This is a genomic window from Quadrisphaera sp. DSM 44207, assembly GCF_900101335.1.
GTDB lineage: Bacteria > Actinomycetota > Actinomycetes > Actinomycetales > Quadrisphaeraceae > DSM-44207.
The window spans coordinates 556895-571618 of sequence record NZ_FNKA01000002.1 but is presented as its reverse complement, the minus strand read 5'-3'; the positions used below and the strand labels follow the sequence as shown (position 1 = coordinate 571618).

Annotated in this window: 14 protein-coding genes; 12 read left to right on the top strand and 2 right to left on the bottom strand. The window is 77.7% G+C overall.

The genetic code is table 11. The features are described from left to right. Nucleotides 1–18: 18 nt before the first annotated feature. The gene (gene hisF / locus BLS82_RS08815; protein ID WP_092864139.1) at nt 19–789 is read left to right on the top strand and encodes an imidazole glycerol phosphate synthase subunit HisF; all 771 of its coding nucleotides are present in this window, start codon (nt 19–21) and stop codon (nt 787–789) included. Nucleotides 790–811: 22 nt separating this feature from the next. Here hisF and BLS82_RS08810 read toward each other — a convergent pair whose 3' ends face one another. After that, nucleotides 812–1447, bottom strand: coding sequence for a TIGR03085 family metal-binding protein (locus tag BLS82_RS08810; RefSeq protein ID WP_092864136.1), 636 nt, complete (start codon nt 1445–1447; stop codon nt 812–814). A gap of 82 nt (nt 1448–1529) precedes the next feature. On the opposite strand from BLS82_RS08810, the gene BLS82_RS08805 reads away from it, so the two are divergent. The 7 genes from BLS82_RS08805 to BLS82_RS08775 all read left to right on the top strand — a co-directional run bounded on the left by BLS82_RS08805 (nt 1530) and on the right by BLS82_RS08775 (nt 9874). Further along, nucleotides 1530–3410, top strand: coding sequence for an ABC transporter ATP-binding protein (locus BLS82_RS08805; RefSeq protein ID WP_218123738.1), 1881 nt, complete (start codon nt 1530–1532; stop codon nt 3408–3410). Then, nucleotides 3407–5221 carry an ABC transporter ATP-binding protein gene (locus tag BLS82_RS08800; protein ID WP_092864133.1) on the top strand — a complete coding sequence of 605 codons (1815 nt, stop codon included), beginning with the start codon at nt 3407–3409 and terminating at the stop codon, nt 5219–5221. The genes BLS82_RS08805 and BLS82_RS08800 overlap by 4 nt, the downstream gene beginning before the upstream one ends. Nucleotides 5222–5323: 102 nt before the next feature. After that, nucleotides 5324–6745, top strand: a complete 1422-nt coding sequence (gene zwf / locus BLS82_RS08795) for a glucose-6-phosphate dehydrogenase (protein WP_218123737.1) — start codon at nt 5324–5326, stop codon at nt 6743–6745. Between the two features lie 141 nt (nt 6746–6886). Next, nucleotides 6887–7285, top strand: coding sequence for a phosphoribosyl-AMP cyclohydrolase (hisI, locus tag BLS82_RS08790; protein ID WP_092864130.1), 399 nt, complete (start codon nt 6887–6889; stop codon nt 7283–7285). Beyond that, on the top strand, nt 7282–8865 hold the full coding sequence (locus tag BLS82_RS08785; RefSeq protein WP_255378228.1) for an anthranilate synthase component I: 1584 nt from the start codon (nt 7282–7284) through the stop codon (nt 8863–8865). Before hisI ends, BLS82_RS08785 begins: the two co-directional genes overlap by 4 nt. Nucleotides 8866–8931: 66 nt before the next feature. Then, nucleotides 8932–9528, top strand: coding sequence for a Trp biosynthesis-associated membrane protein (locus BLS82_RS08780; protein ID WP_176819010.1), 597 nt, complete (start codon nt 8932–8934; stop codon nt 9526–9528). Between the two features lie 52 nt (nt 9529–9580). Continuing rightward, nucleotides 9581–9874 (top strand): HGxxPAAW family protein, encoded by a 294-nt coding sequence (locus BLS82_RS08775; protein ID WP_092864125.1) that lies wholly within the window; start codon nt 9581–9583, stop codon nt 9872–9874. A gap of 86 nt (nt 9875–9960) precedes the next feature. On the opposite strand, the gene BLS82_RS16070 is transcribed toward BLS82_RS08775, so the two are convergent. Beyond that, on the bottom strand, nt 9961–10575 hold the full coding sequence (locus BLS82_RS16070) for a DUF4190 domain-containing protein (RefSeq protein WP_092864122.1): 615 nt from the start codon (nt 10573–10575) through the stop codon (nt 9961–9963). A 140-nt stretch (nt 10576–10715) separates the two neighbouring features. Between BLS82_RS16070 and trpC the strand changes: the two genes are divergently transcribed. Genes trpC through lgt form a run of 4 tightly spaced genes read left to right on the top strand, consistent with a single transcriptional unit; the run spans nt 10716 to nt 14576 of the window. Next, a complete protein-coding gene (gene trpC / locus BLS82_RS08765) occupies nt 10716–11552 on the top strand; it encodes an indole-3-glycerol phosphate synthase TrpC (RefSeq protein WP_092864119.1) in 837 nt (278 codons plus the stop codon). Further along, on the top strand, nt 11549–12820 hold the full coding sequence (gene trpB / locus BLS82_RS08760; protein WP_176819009.1) for a tryptophan synthase subunit beta: 1272 nt from the start codon (nt 11549–11551) through the stop codon (nt 12818–12820). Before trpC ends, trpB begins: the two co-directional genes overlap by 4 nt. Continuing rightward, complete coding sequence (gene trpA, locus BLS82_RS08755; RefSeq protein WP_176819008.1) at nt 12817–13665, top strand: tryptophan synthase subunit alpha; 849 nt, start codon at nt 12817–12819, stop codon at nt 13663–13665. The genes trpB and trpA overlap by 4 nt, the downstream gene beginning before the upstream one ends. After that, nucleotides 13662–14576, top strand: a complete 915-nt coding sequence (gene lgt, locus BLS82_RS08750; protein ID WP_092864116.1) for a prolipoprotein diacylglyceryl transferase — start codon at nt 13662–13664, stop codon at nt 14574–14576. The genes trpA and lgt overlap by 4 nt, the downstream gene beginning before the upstream one ends. The last annotated feature ends 148 nt before the right edge of the window (nt 14577–14724 follow it).

Below are 14724 nucleotides of genomic sequence, written 5' to 3'. Positions count from 1 at the left end.
GGCCCCTAGCCTGGGGCCGTGAGCGTAGCCGTCCGCGTCATCCCGTGCCTGGACGTCGACGCGGGGCGGGTGGTCAAGGGCGTGAACTTCGCGCAGCTGCGCGATGCCGGGGACCCCGTCGAGCTCGCCGCCCGCTACGACGCCCAGGGCGCCGACGAGCTGACCTTCCTCGACGTGACGGCGTCCTCGGGCGACCGCAGCACCACCTACGACGTCGTCAGCCGCACCGCGGAGCAGGTCTTCATCCCGCTCACGGTCGGCGGCGGCGTGCGCACCGCGGCCGACGTCGACCGGCTGCTGCGCGCCGGCGCCGACAAGGTGGGCGTCAACACGGCCGCGATCGCGCGTCCCGAGCTGGTCGCCGAGGTCGCCGACCGCTTCGGGGCGCAGGTGCTCGTGGTCTCCCTCGACGCCCGCCGGTGCCCGCCCGGCACCGCCACGCCCTCCGGCTTCGAGGTGACCACGCACGGCGGGCGGCGCGGCACGGGCCTCGACGCCGTGGAGTGGGCCGAGCGGGTCGCCGCCCTGGGAGCGGGGGAGGTGCTGCTGAACTCCATGGACGCCGACGGCACCCGGGTCGGCTTCGACCTGGAGATGATCCGCGCCGTGCGCGAGCGCGTGGCGGTGCCGGTGGTCGCCAGCGGCGGCGCGGGCGCCGCCGAGCACTTCCCCCCGGCGGTGGCGGCGGGCGCGGACGCCGTCCTCGCCGCCAGCGTCTTCCACTTCGGCACCCTGAGCGTCGGGCAGGTCAAGGAGGCGCTGCGCGCGCACGGGCACCCCGTGCGCTGAGCCGGATCCTCCTCGCGGGGCCTCAGACGCTCAGCGGCGCCTGCGCCAGCGCCCGCACGGCCTGCGGCGGGCCGGTGACCTCCACGCGCGCGACGGAGCGGCGGCCGAAGGCGTGCAGCACGAGCTCCTCGGGCTGGCCGGTGACGACCACCGAGACCGGCCGGCGCAGCGCCACCGCCCGCGGCCCGGCCGGCACGGCCAGCACCACGCCCACGGGGCTGCGCCGGTAGAGCAGCCGGGACTGGCGGCGCAGCGCCTTCCACAGCGCCTCCCGCTGGCCCGGGCGCAGCGGCTGCGGCTGCCAGCCCTCCCGCGCCCGGTTCACGTCCTCGCCGTGGACGAAGAACTCCACCGCGTTCACGGCGGCCTCGGCGCCGGGCAGGGCCAGCGGGCTCCAGCGCGGCGGGCCCGCCCGGAAGCGGGCGACGAGCTCCTCGAAGGGCTGCCGCGCCGCCCGGCGCCGCACCGCCTCCGCGTGCCGGGCGAGCGCGGGGGACAGGCCCGAGGCCAGCAGCGCCAGGCCGGCGTCCGGGCGGCGCTCGCGGACCACCAGGTGCGCCGCGAGGTCGCGCACCGACCAGCCCTCGTCGAGCGTGGGCGCCTGCGGCCCGGCCTCGACCATCAGGTCCGCCAGCCGGGAGCGGTCGGTGCCGGTCATGGGCACATCCTGCGCCCGCCCGAGCGCCCCTGCCCGCCGGCGGGGCGGCGGGGCCGTCGCACCCCTGTGAGACGCTGCCCGCGTGCCAGGGACCTTCGCCTCCGGGATGAGGACCCTGGCCCGGGGGGCGCGGGAGGAGCCGCGCCCGTTCGTGCTCGCCGTCGCCCTCAGCGCCGTCTACGGCGCCGGGACGGCGGCCACGGGCTGGCTGGTCGGGCGCACCACCGACGAGGTCGTCGTCCCGGCGCTGACCGGCTCGCGGCCGGTGAGCGCGGGGGAGGTCTGGGCCGCGGGCGGGGTGCTGGCGCTGACCACGGCGGTCACGGTGGCGGCCGTGCTGGGGCGCCGGATCTTCGCCGGCGTGGCGATGTACGCCCTGCAGGCCCGCTACCGGCGCGCCGTCACCCGCCGCTACCTGGAGCTGCCGCTGTCGTGGCACCACGCGCACCCGGCGGGGCGGCTGCTCGCCACGGCGGGCGCGGACGTGGAGGCGATGTGGCAGGTCATGGCGCCGCTGCCGTTCGCGCTCGGCGTGCTCGTGATGCTCGTGGTCGCCGGCGCCGCCATGGTGGCCGCCGACCCGGTGCTCGCCGCGATCGGGCTGCTCGTGCTGCCCGCGGTCGCGGCCGCCAACGTCCTGTACCAGCGCCGCATGTCCCCGCGCGTGACGCGCGTGCAGGCCCTGCGCGGGGAGGTCTCGGGCACCGCCCACGAGAGCTTCGACGGCGCTCTAGTGGTCAAGACGCTCGGGCGCCAGGAGGAGGAGGCGCGCCGGTTCGCCGAGAGCGCGCGGCGCCTGCGCGACGCCAACGTCGCCGCCGGGCGCACGCGCGGCGCCTTCGAGCCGGTCATCGAGGCCCTGCCCAGCCTGGGCGTGCTCGCCGTGCTGGCCGTCGGCTCCGCGCGCGTGGCCTCGGGCAGCGCGGGGGCCGACGACCTCGTGCAGGTCTCCTACCTGCTCAGCCTCCTCGCCTTCCCGGTCCGCGCCGTCGGGTGGGTCCTCGCCGAGCTGCCCCGCACGGTGGCGGGCGACGAGCGCGTGCAGGCGGTCCTGCGCGCCCGGGCGGCCACCGCGTGGGGGACGGTGCAGCCGCGCGGGCGGGGCCCGGCGCACGCGTCCCTGCACGAGGCCACCTACCGGCACCCCCCGCCCGCCGAGGGCGCCGAGCCGCCGGCTCCCGACGGCGGGCCGGCCGCGGGCGCCGCGCCGCCCGCGGCGGGCCGGCCCGCCCTGGACGGCGTCACCCTCGAGGTCCCCGCCGGGCGCACCGTCGCCGTCGTCGGCGGCACCGGGGCGGGCAAGTCCACGCTGGCCGGCCTGCTCGTGCGCCTCGTGGACCCGACCTCGGGGCGGGTGCTGCTCGACGGCGTCGACCTGCGCGACCTGCGCGAGGGCTCCCTGGCCGAGGTGGCGGCGCTCGTGCCGCAGACGGCGTTCGTCTTCGACGACACCGTGCGGGGCAACACCACCCTCGGCCTCGACGAGCCGGACGTCCCGCAGCACCGGCGGGTCGGGGACGAGCAGGTGTGGCAGGCGCTGCGGCTGGCGCAGGCGGACGGGTTCGTCGCGGCGCTCCCGCACGGCCTGGACACCCGGGTGGGGGAGCGCGGCTCCAGCCTGTCGGGCGGGCAGCGCCAGCGCCTCGCCCTGGCCCGGGCGCTCGTGCGCCGCCCGCGCCTGCTGGTCCTGGACGACGCGACCTCGGCGCTGGACCCGGCCGTCGAGCGCGCCGTGCTCGACGGCGTGCGCGCCGCCGGTCAGGACACCACCGTCGTCGTCGTGGCCTCCCGGCCCGCGACCATCGCCCTGGCCGACGAGGTGGTGCACCTGGAGGCCGGGCGCGTGGTCGACCGCGGTCCCTCCGAGGAGGTCGCCGCCCGCGATCCCGGCTACCGCGAGCTCGTCACCGCCTACGCGCGCGCCGCGCGCGAGCGCAGCCTGAGCGGCGGAGGGCCCGCGTGAGCGCCGCGGCGCCCGCCGCGGCCCCGCCGTCCTCCTCGCCCCCGCCGGCCCGCGGCACCCTGCGCCGGGCGCTGGAGATCTCCCCGGAGCTGGTGCGCGGCGTCGGGACGACGCTGGCGCTGGCGGCGGTGACCACGCTCGGGCGCGTCGTGGTGCCGGTCGCGGTGCAGCAGACCGTCGACCGGGGCCTGCTCGCCCCCGGCGGGCCCGACCCCCGCCTCGTCGCCTGGCTGACCGGCTCGGCGGCGGCCGTGGTGGTGCTGACGGCCCTGCTGTCCTCGCGCGTGAACGTGCGCCTGTTCACCGCCTCGGAGGCCGGCCTGGCGACGCTGCGCACCCGCGCGTTCGACCACGTGCACGACCTGGCGGTGCTCACGCAGAACCGCGAGCGCCGCGGCTCGCTGGTCTCCCGGGTCACCAGCGACGTGGACACGATCTCCACGTTCCTGCAGACCGGCGGGCTGGTCCTCGTCCTCTCCCTGGGCCAGCTGGTGCTGGCCACCGCGCTGATGCTCGCGTACTCGTGGGAGCTGGCCCTGCTGGTGTGGGCCTGCTTCCTGCCGCTGCTGGTCGCGGGCCGGCCGATGCAGCGGCGCGTCCAGCGCGCCTACGCCCGCGTGCGCGAGCGGATGGGCGACGTCCTCGCCGCGGTCTCGGAGTCCGTGGTCGGCGCCGACACCATCCGCGCCCACGCCGCCGCCGCGCGCACGTGGCGCGCGGTGGACGCCGCCGTCGAGGCGCACCGGCGCGACGCCGTGCGCGCTCAGGTCGCCGTGGCCAGCACCTTCGCCACCGGCGTCCTGGTCTCCGGCCTCGTCGTGGCGCTGGTGCTGGTGGCGGGCACGCTGCTGGGGCTGGCCGGGCGCATCACGCTGGGCGAGCTGCTGGCCTTCCTCTTCCTCGTCCAGCTGTTCACCCAGCCGGTGCTCGTGGCCACCGAGGTCCTCAACGAGCTGCAGAACGCGCTCGCGGGCTGGCGGCGGGTGATCGCGGTGCTGGACACCCCGGTGGACGTGCCGGACCCCGGCGAGGACGGCGAGGACCTGCCGCCCGGGCCCGTGGACGTGCGCCTGCGCGGGGTCGGCTACGCCTACCCGCCCGCTCCCGGGGCCGGCGAGCTGCCGCCGCCCGTGCTGCGCGACGTGGACCTGCACCTGCCCGCCGGCTCGCGCGTCGCGGTCGTAGGGGAGACCGGCTCGGGCAAGACGACCCTCGCCCGGCTCGTCACGCGCCTGGTCGACCCCGCCGCCGGGCAGGTGCTGCTCTCGGGCGTGGACGCCCGCCGCCTGCGCGCCGCCTCGCTGCACCGGCGCGTCGTCGCGGTGCCGCAGGAGGGGTTCCTCTTCGACACCACCGTCGGGGACAACGTGCGACTGGGCCGGCCCGGAGCGGACGAGCGCGACGTGCGGGCGGCGCTGGCCGACCTCGGCCTGCAGCGGTGGCTGGACTCGCTCCCGCAGGGCCTGGCGACCCCGGTCGGGCAGCGCGGGGAGCGGCTGTCCGCGGGGGAGCGGCAGCTGGTCGCCCTCGCCCGCGCCCACCTGGCCGGCCCGGACCTGCTGGTCCTGGACGAGGCGACGTCGGCGGTGGACCCGGTCACCGAGGTGCGGCTGCAGCGGGCCCTGGAGCGGGTGCAGGCCGGGCGCACCTCGATCGCCATCGCCCACCGCCTGTCCACGGCGGAGGCCGCGGACCTCGTCGTCGTCGTGGCGGCCGGCCGGGTCGTCGAGGTCGGCCCGGCGCAGCAGCTGGCCGACGCCGGCGGCGCCTACGCCCGCCTGCACGCGGCGTGGACCGCCCAGCACGCCTGAGCCACCGGTGCCACCGGTGCCACCGGGCGCCGGCTCGGGCGCCGGCGCGCGGATCCGGCCCTCCGACCCGCCGCCGGCGCCCGGTCTCCGGCAGGATCGGCGGTGACCGCCGTCCACCCGCAGGACCCGGAGGAGACCATGGCCGACAGGGCCGACGCGCTCGTGCTGTTCGGCGCCACGGGAGACCTCGCCCGCAAGAAGCTCTTCCCCGCCATCTACGAGATGGCGCGCGCGGGCCGGCTCGGGGTGCCCGTGATCGCCGTCGCCCGCTCCGCGTGGGACGACGAGCAGCTGCGCGCCTACGCGCGCGAGTCCGTGCAGGCCGCCCGCCGCGGCGGCGTCGACCCCGCCGCGCTCGAGCACCTGGTGCAGAACCTGACGATGGTCGTCGGCGACTACGGCGACCGCGACCTGTACGCGCGCCTGGCCGGGCACCTGCAGGACGCCAAGCTGCCCGTCTTCTACCTCGCCGTGCCGCCGTCGGTCTTCCCGCGCGTGGTCAGCGGGCTCGCCGACGTCGGGCTGGCCGAGCGCGGCCGGGTGGTGGTGGAGAAGCCCTTCGGCCGCGACCGGGTCTCGGCCGGCGAGCTCAACGAGCACCTGGTCTCGGCGTTCGAGGAGCGCAGCATCTTCCGCATCGACCACTACCTGGGCAAGGAGTCGGTCGAGGGGCTGCTGGTCTTCCGCTTCGCCAACGCCTTCCTCGAGCCGTTCTGGAACCGCAACTACGTCGCCGGCGTGCAGGTCACGCTCGCCGAGGGCTTCGGCACGGAGGGCCGCGCGGGCTTCTACGACGGCGTCGGCGCCACCCGCGACGTGCTGCAGAACCACCTCCTGCAGGTCGTCGCGCTGCTCGCCATGGAGCCGCCGATCGCCGACGACGCCGACGCCTACCGCGACGAGGAGGTCAAGGTGCTGCGCCAGGTGCGCGCCCTCGACCCCGCCACCACCGTCATGGGCCAGTACGTCGGCTACCTCGACGAGCCGGGCGTCGCCGAGGGGTCCACGACCGAGACGTTCGCGGCCACGCGCCTGGCCATCGACTCCTGGCGCTGGGAGGGCGTGCCGTTCTCCGTGCGCACCGGCAAGCACCTGCCGGGCAGCGCCACCGAGGCCGTCGTGGAGCTGCGCCGCCCGCCGCGGCTGCTGTTCGCCGGCCAGGACAGCTCCCTGCCGCAGCCGAACCTCGTCAAGTTCCGCCTCGGCCACGACGACGGCGTCACGATGACCGTGCAGGCCAAGGCGCCCGGCGCCCGCACCGTGACGACCTCGGTGGACCTCGACGTCGACTTCGACGAGGCCCTCGGCCACCGGCGCGAGGCGTACGAGCGGCTGCTGGACGACGCGATGGACGGCTCCCGCCACCGCTTCGCGCGCGCCGACACCATCGAGGAGGAGTGGCGCATCGTCGAGCCGATCCTCGACCGCGACGCCCGTCCGGTGCCGTACTACAAGGGCACGTGGGGCCCGGCCGAGGCCGAGCACCTGGCCGGGCGGTGGCACCCGGTCTCCTTGCGCACCTGAGCGCCCCGTCCCCGCGGCCCCACCGCCTGCCCTTCCCCTTCGTCGTGATCGTGCAGTTCCGGTCCGCCGGCGGACCGGAACTGCACGATCACGACGGGGAGGCGGGGCCGGGTGCGGCGGTGCCGGTGGGAGGATGGGCGCGTGACCTCCACCCTCGACCCCGGGATCTCCGGGCAGCTGAAGCGGGACGCCGCCGGCCTGGTGTGCGCCGTCGTCCAGACCCACGACACCCGCGAGGTGCTCATGGTGGCGTGGATGGACGACGAGGCGCTGCACCGCACCCTGACCACCGGCCGCACGTGGTTCTGGAGTCGCAGCCGGGGCGAGCACTGGCGCAAGGGCGACACCTCCGGCGCGGTGCAGACCGTCCGCTCGGTCTCCCTGGACTGCGACGGCGACGCCGTCCTCGTGACGGTCGACCAGGTCGGCGGAGCCTGCCACACCGGGGACCGCACCTGCTTCGACGCGCGCCCCCTGCCGGTCGACCGGCAGGTCGACCGGCAGGGGGCCGCGCCCGCGGGCGAGGCGGTGCGCGCGTGAGCGAGCGTACCGCCGTCCCGAGCCCCGCCGCGCCCGGCCCCGCCGTCCCGGTCCTGGACGCCGGCAGCACGTGGCCGGACCTGCCGACCTTCCGCGAGCTGGCCCGCGACCGCCGCGTCGTGCCGGTCGTGCGCCGCCTGCTCGCCGACGCCGAGACCCCGGTGGGCCTGTACCGCAAGCTCGCCGGCACGGACGTCGGCACGTTCCTGCTCGAGTCCGCCGACCACGGCGGGGTGTGGTCCCGGTACTCGATCATCGGGGCCGCCTCGCGCGCCGTGCTGACCGAGCACGAGGGGCAGGTGCGCTGGATCGGCGAGCCGCCGGCGGGCGTGCCGGTGCAGGGGGACCCGCTGGCCGCCGTGCAGTCGGTGCTCGCGGCGCTGGCCACCCCCCGCCTGCCCGGCCTGCCGCCGCTGACGGGCGGCCTCGTCGGCGTCCTCGGCTGGGACGTCGTGCGCCGCTGGGAGCGCCTGGAGCACCCGCCGGCCGAGGACGCCGACCTGCCGGAGCTGGCCCTGTGCCTGGCCACCGACCTCGCCGTCGTCGACCACGCCGACGCCTCGGTGCTGCTCGTGGCCAACGCCGTCAACATCGACGGCACGGACGAGCGCGTCGACGAGGCGTGGGAGGACGCCGTCGCGCGCCTGGACGCCATGGTCGAGCGCCTGGCGCGGCCGTCGCCGTCCACCGTGGCCGTCAGCGCGCCCGTGCGCGCGCCCGAGCCGCGCCGCACCTCCACCGCCGAGGAGTACGAGGACGCCGTGCGCCTGGCCAAGCGCGCCATCCGCGACGGCGAGGTGTTCCAGGTGGTGCCCTCCCAGCGCTTCGAGGTCGACTGCCCGGCCGACGCGCTGGAGGTCTACCGGGCGCTGCGCAGCACCAACCCGAGCCCGTACATGTACCTGTTCCGCCTCGCCGACGCCGCCGGGCGCCGCTACGACCTCGTCGGCTCCAGCCCGGAGTCCCTCGTCAAGGTCGAGTCCGGCACGGTGATGACGCACCCCATCGCGGGCACCCGCCCGCGCGGGTCGAGCCCGGAGGAGGACGAGGAGCTGGCCGCCGAGCTCGCGGCCGACGAGAAGGAGCGCGCCGAGCACCTGATGCTCGTCGACCTGGCCCGCAACGACCTGGCCAAGGTGTGCCTGGCCGGCAGCGTCGAGGTCGTCGAGTTCATGCGCACCTGGCGCTACAGCCACGTCATGCACCTGGTCTCCACCGTCGTCGGGCGCCTGCGCCCCGGGCGCACCGCCTACGACGCGCTCGCCGCGACCTTCCCCGCCGGCACCCTCTCGGGCGCCCCCAAGCCGCGCGCCCTGGCCCTCATCGACGAGCTGGAGCCCGTGCGCCGCGGCCTGTACGGCGGCGTCGCCGGCTACCTGGACTTCGCGGGGGACGCCGACACGGCCATCGTCATCCGCAGCGCGGTGCTGCGCGACGGCACCGCGCGGGTGCAGGCCGGCGCCGGCGTGGTCGCCGACTCCGTGCCGGCCACCGAGGAGGCCGAGACGCGGGCGAAGGCGGCGGCGGTGCTCGCGGCGGTCGCGCGCGCCGGCGCGCTGCGCCCCGTCGCCGGGGGCTGAGCGGTGGCGCGGACGGCGCCGTCGGCCGGTGCGGCGCCGCGCCGGCCGCGCGGACGCGCGCGCACGGTGCTCCTCGCCCTCGTCCTGGCGGGGCTGGTGCTGCTCGCGGCCTCGCGCCCGTGGGTGGTCGCCGCGGTGGCCGGCGGCCCCGCGCTGGCCGGCCCGTTCCGGTCGCTCGCGGTGACGGGCGCGGACGCCGCCCCGGTCGTGCCCGCGCTCGCGCTCGTGGGCCTGGCCGCGTCGGCGGCGCTGAGCACCGTGCGGCGCGCCGGCGTGCTCGTCACGGCGGTGCTGCTCGCCGCGGCCGGTCTCGGGGCCGCCGCCGGGGCGGTCGCCGTCCTGCGCGACCCGGCCGCCGCGGCCGCACCGGCCGTCGCGCGGGCGACCGGGCTGGCGGGGGCGGCGAGCACCGCCCCCGCCGCCCTGACCGCCTGGCCCGCGCTGGCGCTGGCGGCCGCGGTGGCCCTGGCCGGCGCCGGGGTCCTCGCGGGGGTGCGCGGCCGGCGCTGGAGCGCCAGCGCCCGGTTCGAGAACCCGGCGGCCGAGGGCGCCGCCGTGCCGGCGCCCTCGCGCTCGGCGCTGTGGGACGAGCTCAGCCGCGGGGACGACCCGACCGATGACCCGACCGCGGGCGGGGGCGCCGGCGGACGGCCCTTGGCATGATGGGCGCCCAGCGCCGCTCCGGCGCTGCGACGCCGCACGCCCCGGGAGCGAGATGAGCCACCCCACCCCCACCTCCGGCCGCGCCTCCGCGGACCGCCGGCAGCAGCCCGAGGCGCACACCGAGAGCCACGGGCACAGCGTCGCCGCGTGGACCGGGGTGGCCATCGTCATCGTCGGGTCCCTCATCGGCGGGATCGGGATCATCCTCGCCGTCGTGTGGCTCGCTGCCATCGGCATCGCGCTCATGCCGATCGGCGGGATCGTCGGCCACCTCATGGGCAGGCGCTCGAAGTCCAGCTCCGGGTACGCCAGCTCCGACCCGGACGCCGGGCGCGCGGGCGGCTGAGCCCCGAGCACGGCGGACGGCGCGGCACCCGAGGAGGGTGCCGCGCCGTCCGCCGTGGCTGCCGGGCAGCGGTCGCGCTGCGCGGGTCAGGGCGCGGTCTGCGCCCCGAGCTGGTCCTCGAGGCAGGCCTGCTGCTCCGCCGCCGTCGGCAGCTGACTGCACTCGACCACCGCCGGCCCCACGAGGCGCCCGAACCAGATGCTGACGAGGACGGACACCAGCAGCGCCACGGTGCCGAGGATGACGCCGGCGAGGGCGGCGCCGCGGTTGGTCGCCTGGCGGTGGCGCACCCGGCGCAGGCCGACGACGCCGAGGACGATCGCGACGATGCCGATGAGGCCGAACAGGAGCCCGAAGATCGGGAGCCAGCACAGCAGCAGGGAGATCACGCCCAGCACCAGCGCCGCGGTGCCGAGGCCGTTGCGCGGGGCCGGCGGGTAGCCGCCGTAGCCGGACGCGTCGCCGCCGTAGGGCTGCGAGGCGCCGTACGGCGGCTGCTGGGAGCCGTAGGAGGGCTGCTGGGAGCCGTAGGAGGGCTGCGAGGCGCCGTACGGCGGCTGCTGCGAGCCGTAGGACGGCTGCTGCGAGCCGTAGGAGGGCGGCTGCGAGCCGTAGGACGGCGGCTGGGAGCCGTAGGGGGGCTGCGAGCCGTGCGGCGGCTGCCCGGGGCCGGGCGGGGGAGGCGGGTCCTGGCTGCTCACGGCTGCTCCTCGGGGGTCGCGTGCCTGCTCGGTGATCTCTCGCGACCACGGTACCGACCGGCGCGGACCGCCACCCCTCCAGCGGCCGATAGCATCGGCGGCGCCAGGAGGAGACCCGTCCCGGACCGAGGAGTGCGTGCGTGACCGTTCTGGACGACATCCTCGTCGGGGTGCGCGCCGACCTGGCGGAGCGCCAGGCCCGCACGAGCCTGGACGAGCTGAAGGACCTCGCCCGCCGCGCGCCGTCCGCCCGCGGCGCCCTGGAGGCGCTGCGCCCCAGCGGTGACGACGGCGGGGGCGTGACCGTCATCGCGGAGGTCAAGCGCTCCAGCCCCAGCCGGGGCCCGCTGGCCGCCATCGAGGACCCGGCGGCCCTGGCCCGCGAGTACGAGGCGGGCGGCGCCAGCGTGATCAGCGTGCTGACCGAGCAGCGGCGCTTCGGCGGCAGCCTGGAGGACCTGCGGGCCGTGCGCGCCGCCGTCGACGTGCCCGTGCTGCGCAAGGACTTCGTCGTCAGCTCCTACCAGGTCTGGGAGGCCCGCGCCTGCGGCGCCGACCTGGTGCTGCTCATCGTCGCGGCCCTGGAGCAGGAGGCGCTGGTCTCCCTCGTCGAGCGGGTGCACTCCCTGGGCATGACGGCCCTGGTCGAGGCCCACGACGTCGAGGAGGTCGACCGGGCGGTCGCCGCGGGCGCCCGGGTGATCGGCGTCAACGCGCGCGACCTGCGCACCCTGCAGGTCGACCGCGGCGCCTTCGCCGCGTGCGCCGACCGCATCCCCACCGCCGTGGTGCGCGTCGCCGAGTCCGGCGTGCGCGGCCCGCACGACGTCGTCGAGTACGCGCGCGCCGGCGCGGACGTCGTCCTCGTCGGCGAGGCTCTCGTCACCGGCCGCGACCCGCGCTCGGCGGTCGCCGACCTCGTCGCAGCGGGCGCCCATCCGTCCCTGCGCGCCGTCTCCCGGGGGTCGCGGGCGTGAGCGCGCAGCTGGCCGGCGAGCGCGGCCCCTACTTCGGCGCCTTCGGCGGGCGCTTCGTGCCCGAGGCGCTCGTCGCCGCGCTCGAGCAGCTCGAGCGCGAGCACCTGTCGGCCATGGCCGACCCCGCCTTCACGGCCGAGCTGGACTCCCTGCACCGCACCTACACCGGGCGCCCGAGCCTGCTGACCGAGGTGGGGCGCTTCGCCGAGCACGCCGGCGGCGCGCGCGTGCTCCTCAAGCGCGAGGACCTCAACCACACCGGGTCCCACAAGATCAACAACGTGCTGGGCCAGGCGCTGCTGACCCGCCGCATGGGCAAGACCCGGGTCATCGCCGAGACCGGCGCCGGGCAGCACGGCGTCGCCACGGCCACCGCCGCGGCGCTGCTCGGGCTCGGGTGCACCGTGTACATGGGCGAGGAGGACACCCGCCGCCAGGCGCTCAACGTCGCCCGGATGCGCCTGCTCGGCGCGGAGGTCGTGCCCGTCACCACCGGCTCGCGCACCCTCAAGGACGCCGTCAACGAGGCCTACCGCGCCTGGGTGGCGCAGGTGGACGACACCCACTACCTGTTCGGCACGGTCGCCGGCCCCCACCCGTTCCCCGTCATGGTCCGCGACTTCCACCGGATCATCGGCGTCGAGGCGCGCCAGCAGGTCCTGGACCTGATCGGGCGCCTGCCCGACGTCGTGTGCGCGTGCGTCGGCGGCGGCTCGAACGCGATCGGCATCTTCCACGCCTTCCTCGACGACGCCGGCGTGCGGCTGCTGGGCCTGGAGGCCGGCGGGTCCGGCCTGGACTCCGGCCGGCACGCCGCCGCCATCGCGGGCGGGTCCCCGGGCGTGCTGCACGGGTCCCGGTCGTTCCTGCTGCAGGACGAGGACGGGCAGACGGTGGAGAGCCACTCCATCTCCGCCGGCCTGGACTACCCCGGCATCGGCCCCGAGCACGCCTGGCTCGCCGACACCGGCCGCGCGCACTACGAGCCGGTCACGGACGCCGAGGCGATGGAGGCCTTCCGCCTCCTGTGCCGCACCGAGGGCATCATCCCGGCCATCGAGTCCTCCCACGCCCTCGCCGGCGCGCTGCGGGTCGGCCGCGAGCTGGGCCCGGACGGCGTGGTGCTGGTCAACCTCTCCGGCCGCGGCGACAAGGACGTCGACACGGCGGCCCGCTGGTTCGACCTGGTCAGCGACGAGGACCTCGTGCAGTCGGAGGTCGAGCGGGTCAGCGAGCCCGTCGGCGAGACCGAGGCGGGCGGCTGGTGACCAGCACCCCGTCCGCACCCGCGCCGGCGTCAGCGCCGGCGCCGGCGCCGCGTCCGTCGACCGCGGCGGCCGTCGACGCCGCGCGGGCGCGGGGGCGCGCGGCGCTCGTGGCGTACCTGCCCGTCGGGTTCCCCGACCTGGAGACCTCCGTGCGCGCCGCGACGGCGGTGGTCGAGGCGGGCGCGGACCTCGTCGAGCTGGGCCTGCCCTACTCCGACCCCGTCATGGACGGGCCCGTGATCCAGGCGGCCTCGGACGCCGCCCTGCGCGCGGGCACCCGCACCGCGCAGGTGCTCTCCGCCGTCGAGCGGGTCGCCGCCGCCGGCGCCCCCGTCGTGGTGATGACGTACTGGAACCCCGTCGTCCGCTACGGCGTGGCCGCCTTCGCCCGGGACCTCGCCGCCGCGGGCGGCGCGGGCCTGATCACGCCGGACCTCATCCCCGACGAGGCCGGGGACTGGCTCGCCGCCAGTGACGAGCTGGGCCTGGACCGGATCTTCCTCGTGGCGCCGTCCTCGAGCCCGCAGCGCCTGGCGTCCACCGCCGCCGCCTGCCGCGGCTTCGTCTACGCCGCCTCCACCATGGGGGTCACCGGGGCGCGCTCGGCCGTCGGCCCGGCGGCCCGCGGCCTCGTCGCGGCCACCCGCGAGGCGGGGGCGCAGCGGGTGTGCGTGGGCCTCGGCGTCTCCACGCCCGAGCAGGCCGCCGAGGTCGCCTCCTTCGCCGACGGCGTCATCGTCGGCTCGGCGCTCGTGCGCGCGCTGGACGAGGGCGGCGTGGACGCCCTGGCGTCCCTGACCGCGGGCCTCGCCGAGGGCGTGCGCGGCGCCCCGGCCCGCTCGTGAGCGCGCTCGCGCTGGCGGGCCCGGTGCTCGCGGAGATCCCCAGCCCCGCCACGGGCGTGTGGCACCTCGGCCCCGTGCCGCTGCGGGCCTACGCGCTGTGCATCCTCGCCGGCATCGCGGTGGCGATCGTCGTCACCGACCGCCGCTGGCGCGCCCGCGGCGGCCTGCCGGGCCAGGTCGCCGACGTGGCGCTGTGGGCGGTCCCGTTCGGGATCGTCGGCGGGCGCCTCTACCACGTCCTGTCCTCCCCGGACGCGTACTTCGGCGCCGGCGGCGACCCGGTGCGGGCCCTGTTCATCTGGCAGGGCGGGCTGGGCATCTGGGGCGCCGTCGCGCTGGGGGCCGTCGGGGCGTGGATCGGGTGCCGGCGCTCCGGCATGCGCTTCTCGGCCTTCGCCGACGCGCTGGCGCCCGGCCTGCTGCTCGCCCAGGCCGTCGGGCGCCTGGGCAACTGGTTCAACCAGGAGCTGTTCGGCCGCCCCACCGACCTGCCGTGGGGGCTGGCCATCGACCCGGCCCACCGCCCCGCCGGCTTCGCGGACGTCGGGGCCTTCCACCCGACCTTCCTCTACGAGGCGCTGTGGAACGTCGTCGCCGCGGCCGTGCTGGTGTGGGCGGACCGCCGCTGGCGCCTCGGGCACGGCAGGGTCTTCTGGGGCTACGTCGTCCTCTACACCCTGGGCCGGGGGTGGATCGAGACGCTGCGCGTCGACCCGGCCGAGCAGGTGCTCGGGCTGCGCCTGAACGTGTGGACGTCGCTGGGGGTCGGCGTCGTCGGCCTCGTCGGCCTGCTCTACGCCCGGCGCGGGCGCGAGGCCGAGGTGCTGCTCGCGCCGCACCCGGACGCCGCGACCGCAGCCGCCGCGGCCGGGTCCGCCGGAGCCCGTCCGGCGGACCCGCCGCGGCCCTGACCGCCCGCCCCCGAGCCGCGCCCGAGCGGCGCCCGAACCGCTCCGTCCCTCCCGCGCCGTCCCAGCATCCGGCCACGGCGTCCGGCATCTGGGACGGGTGGAATCCGTCCCACGACCCGTGCGCGGCCGTGCGGGTGCTAGCCTGAGC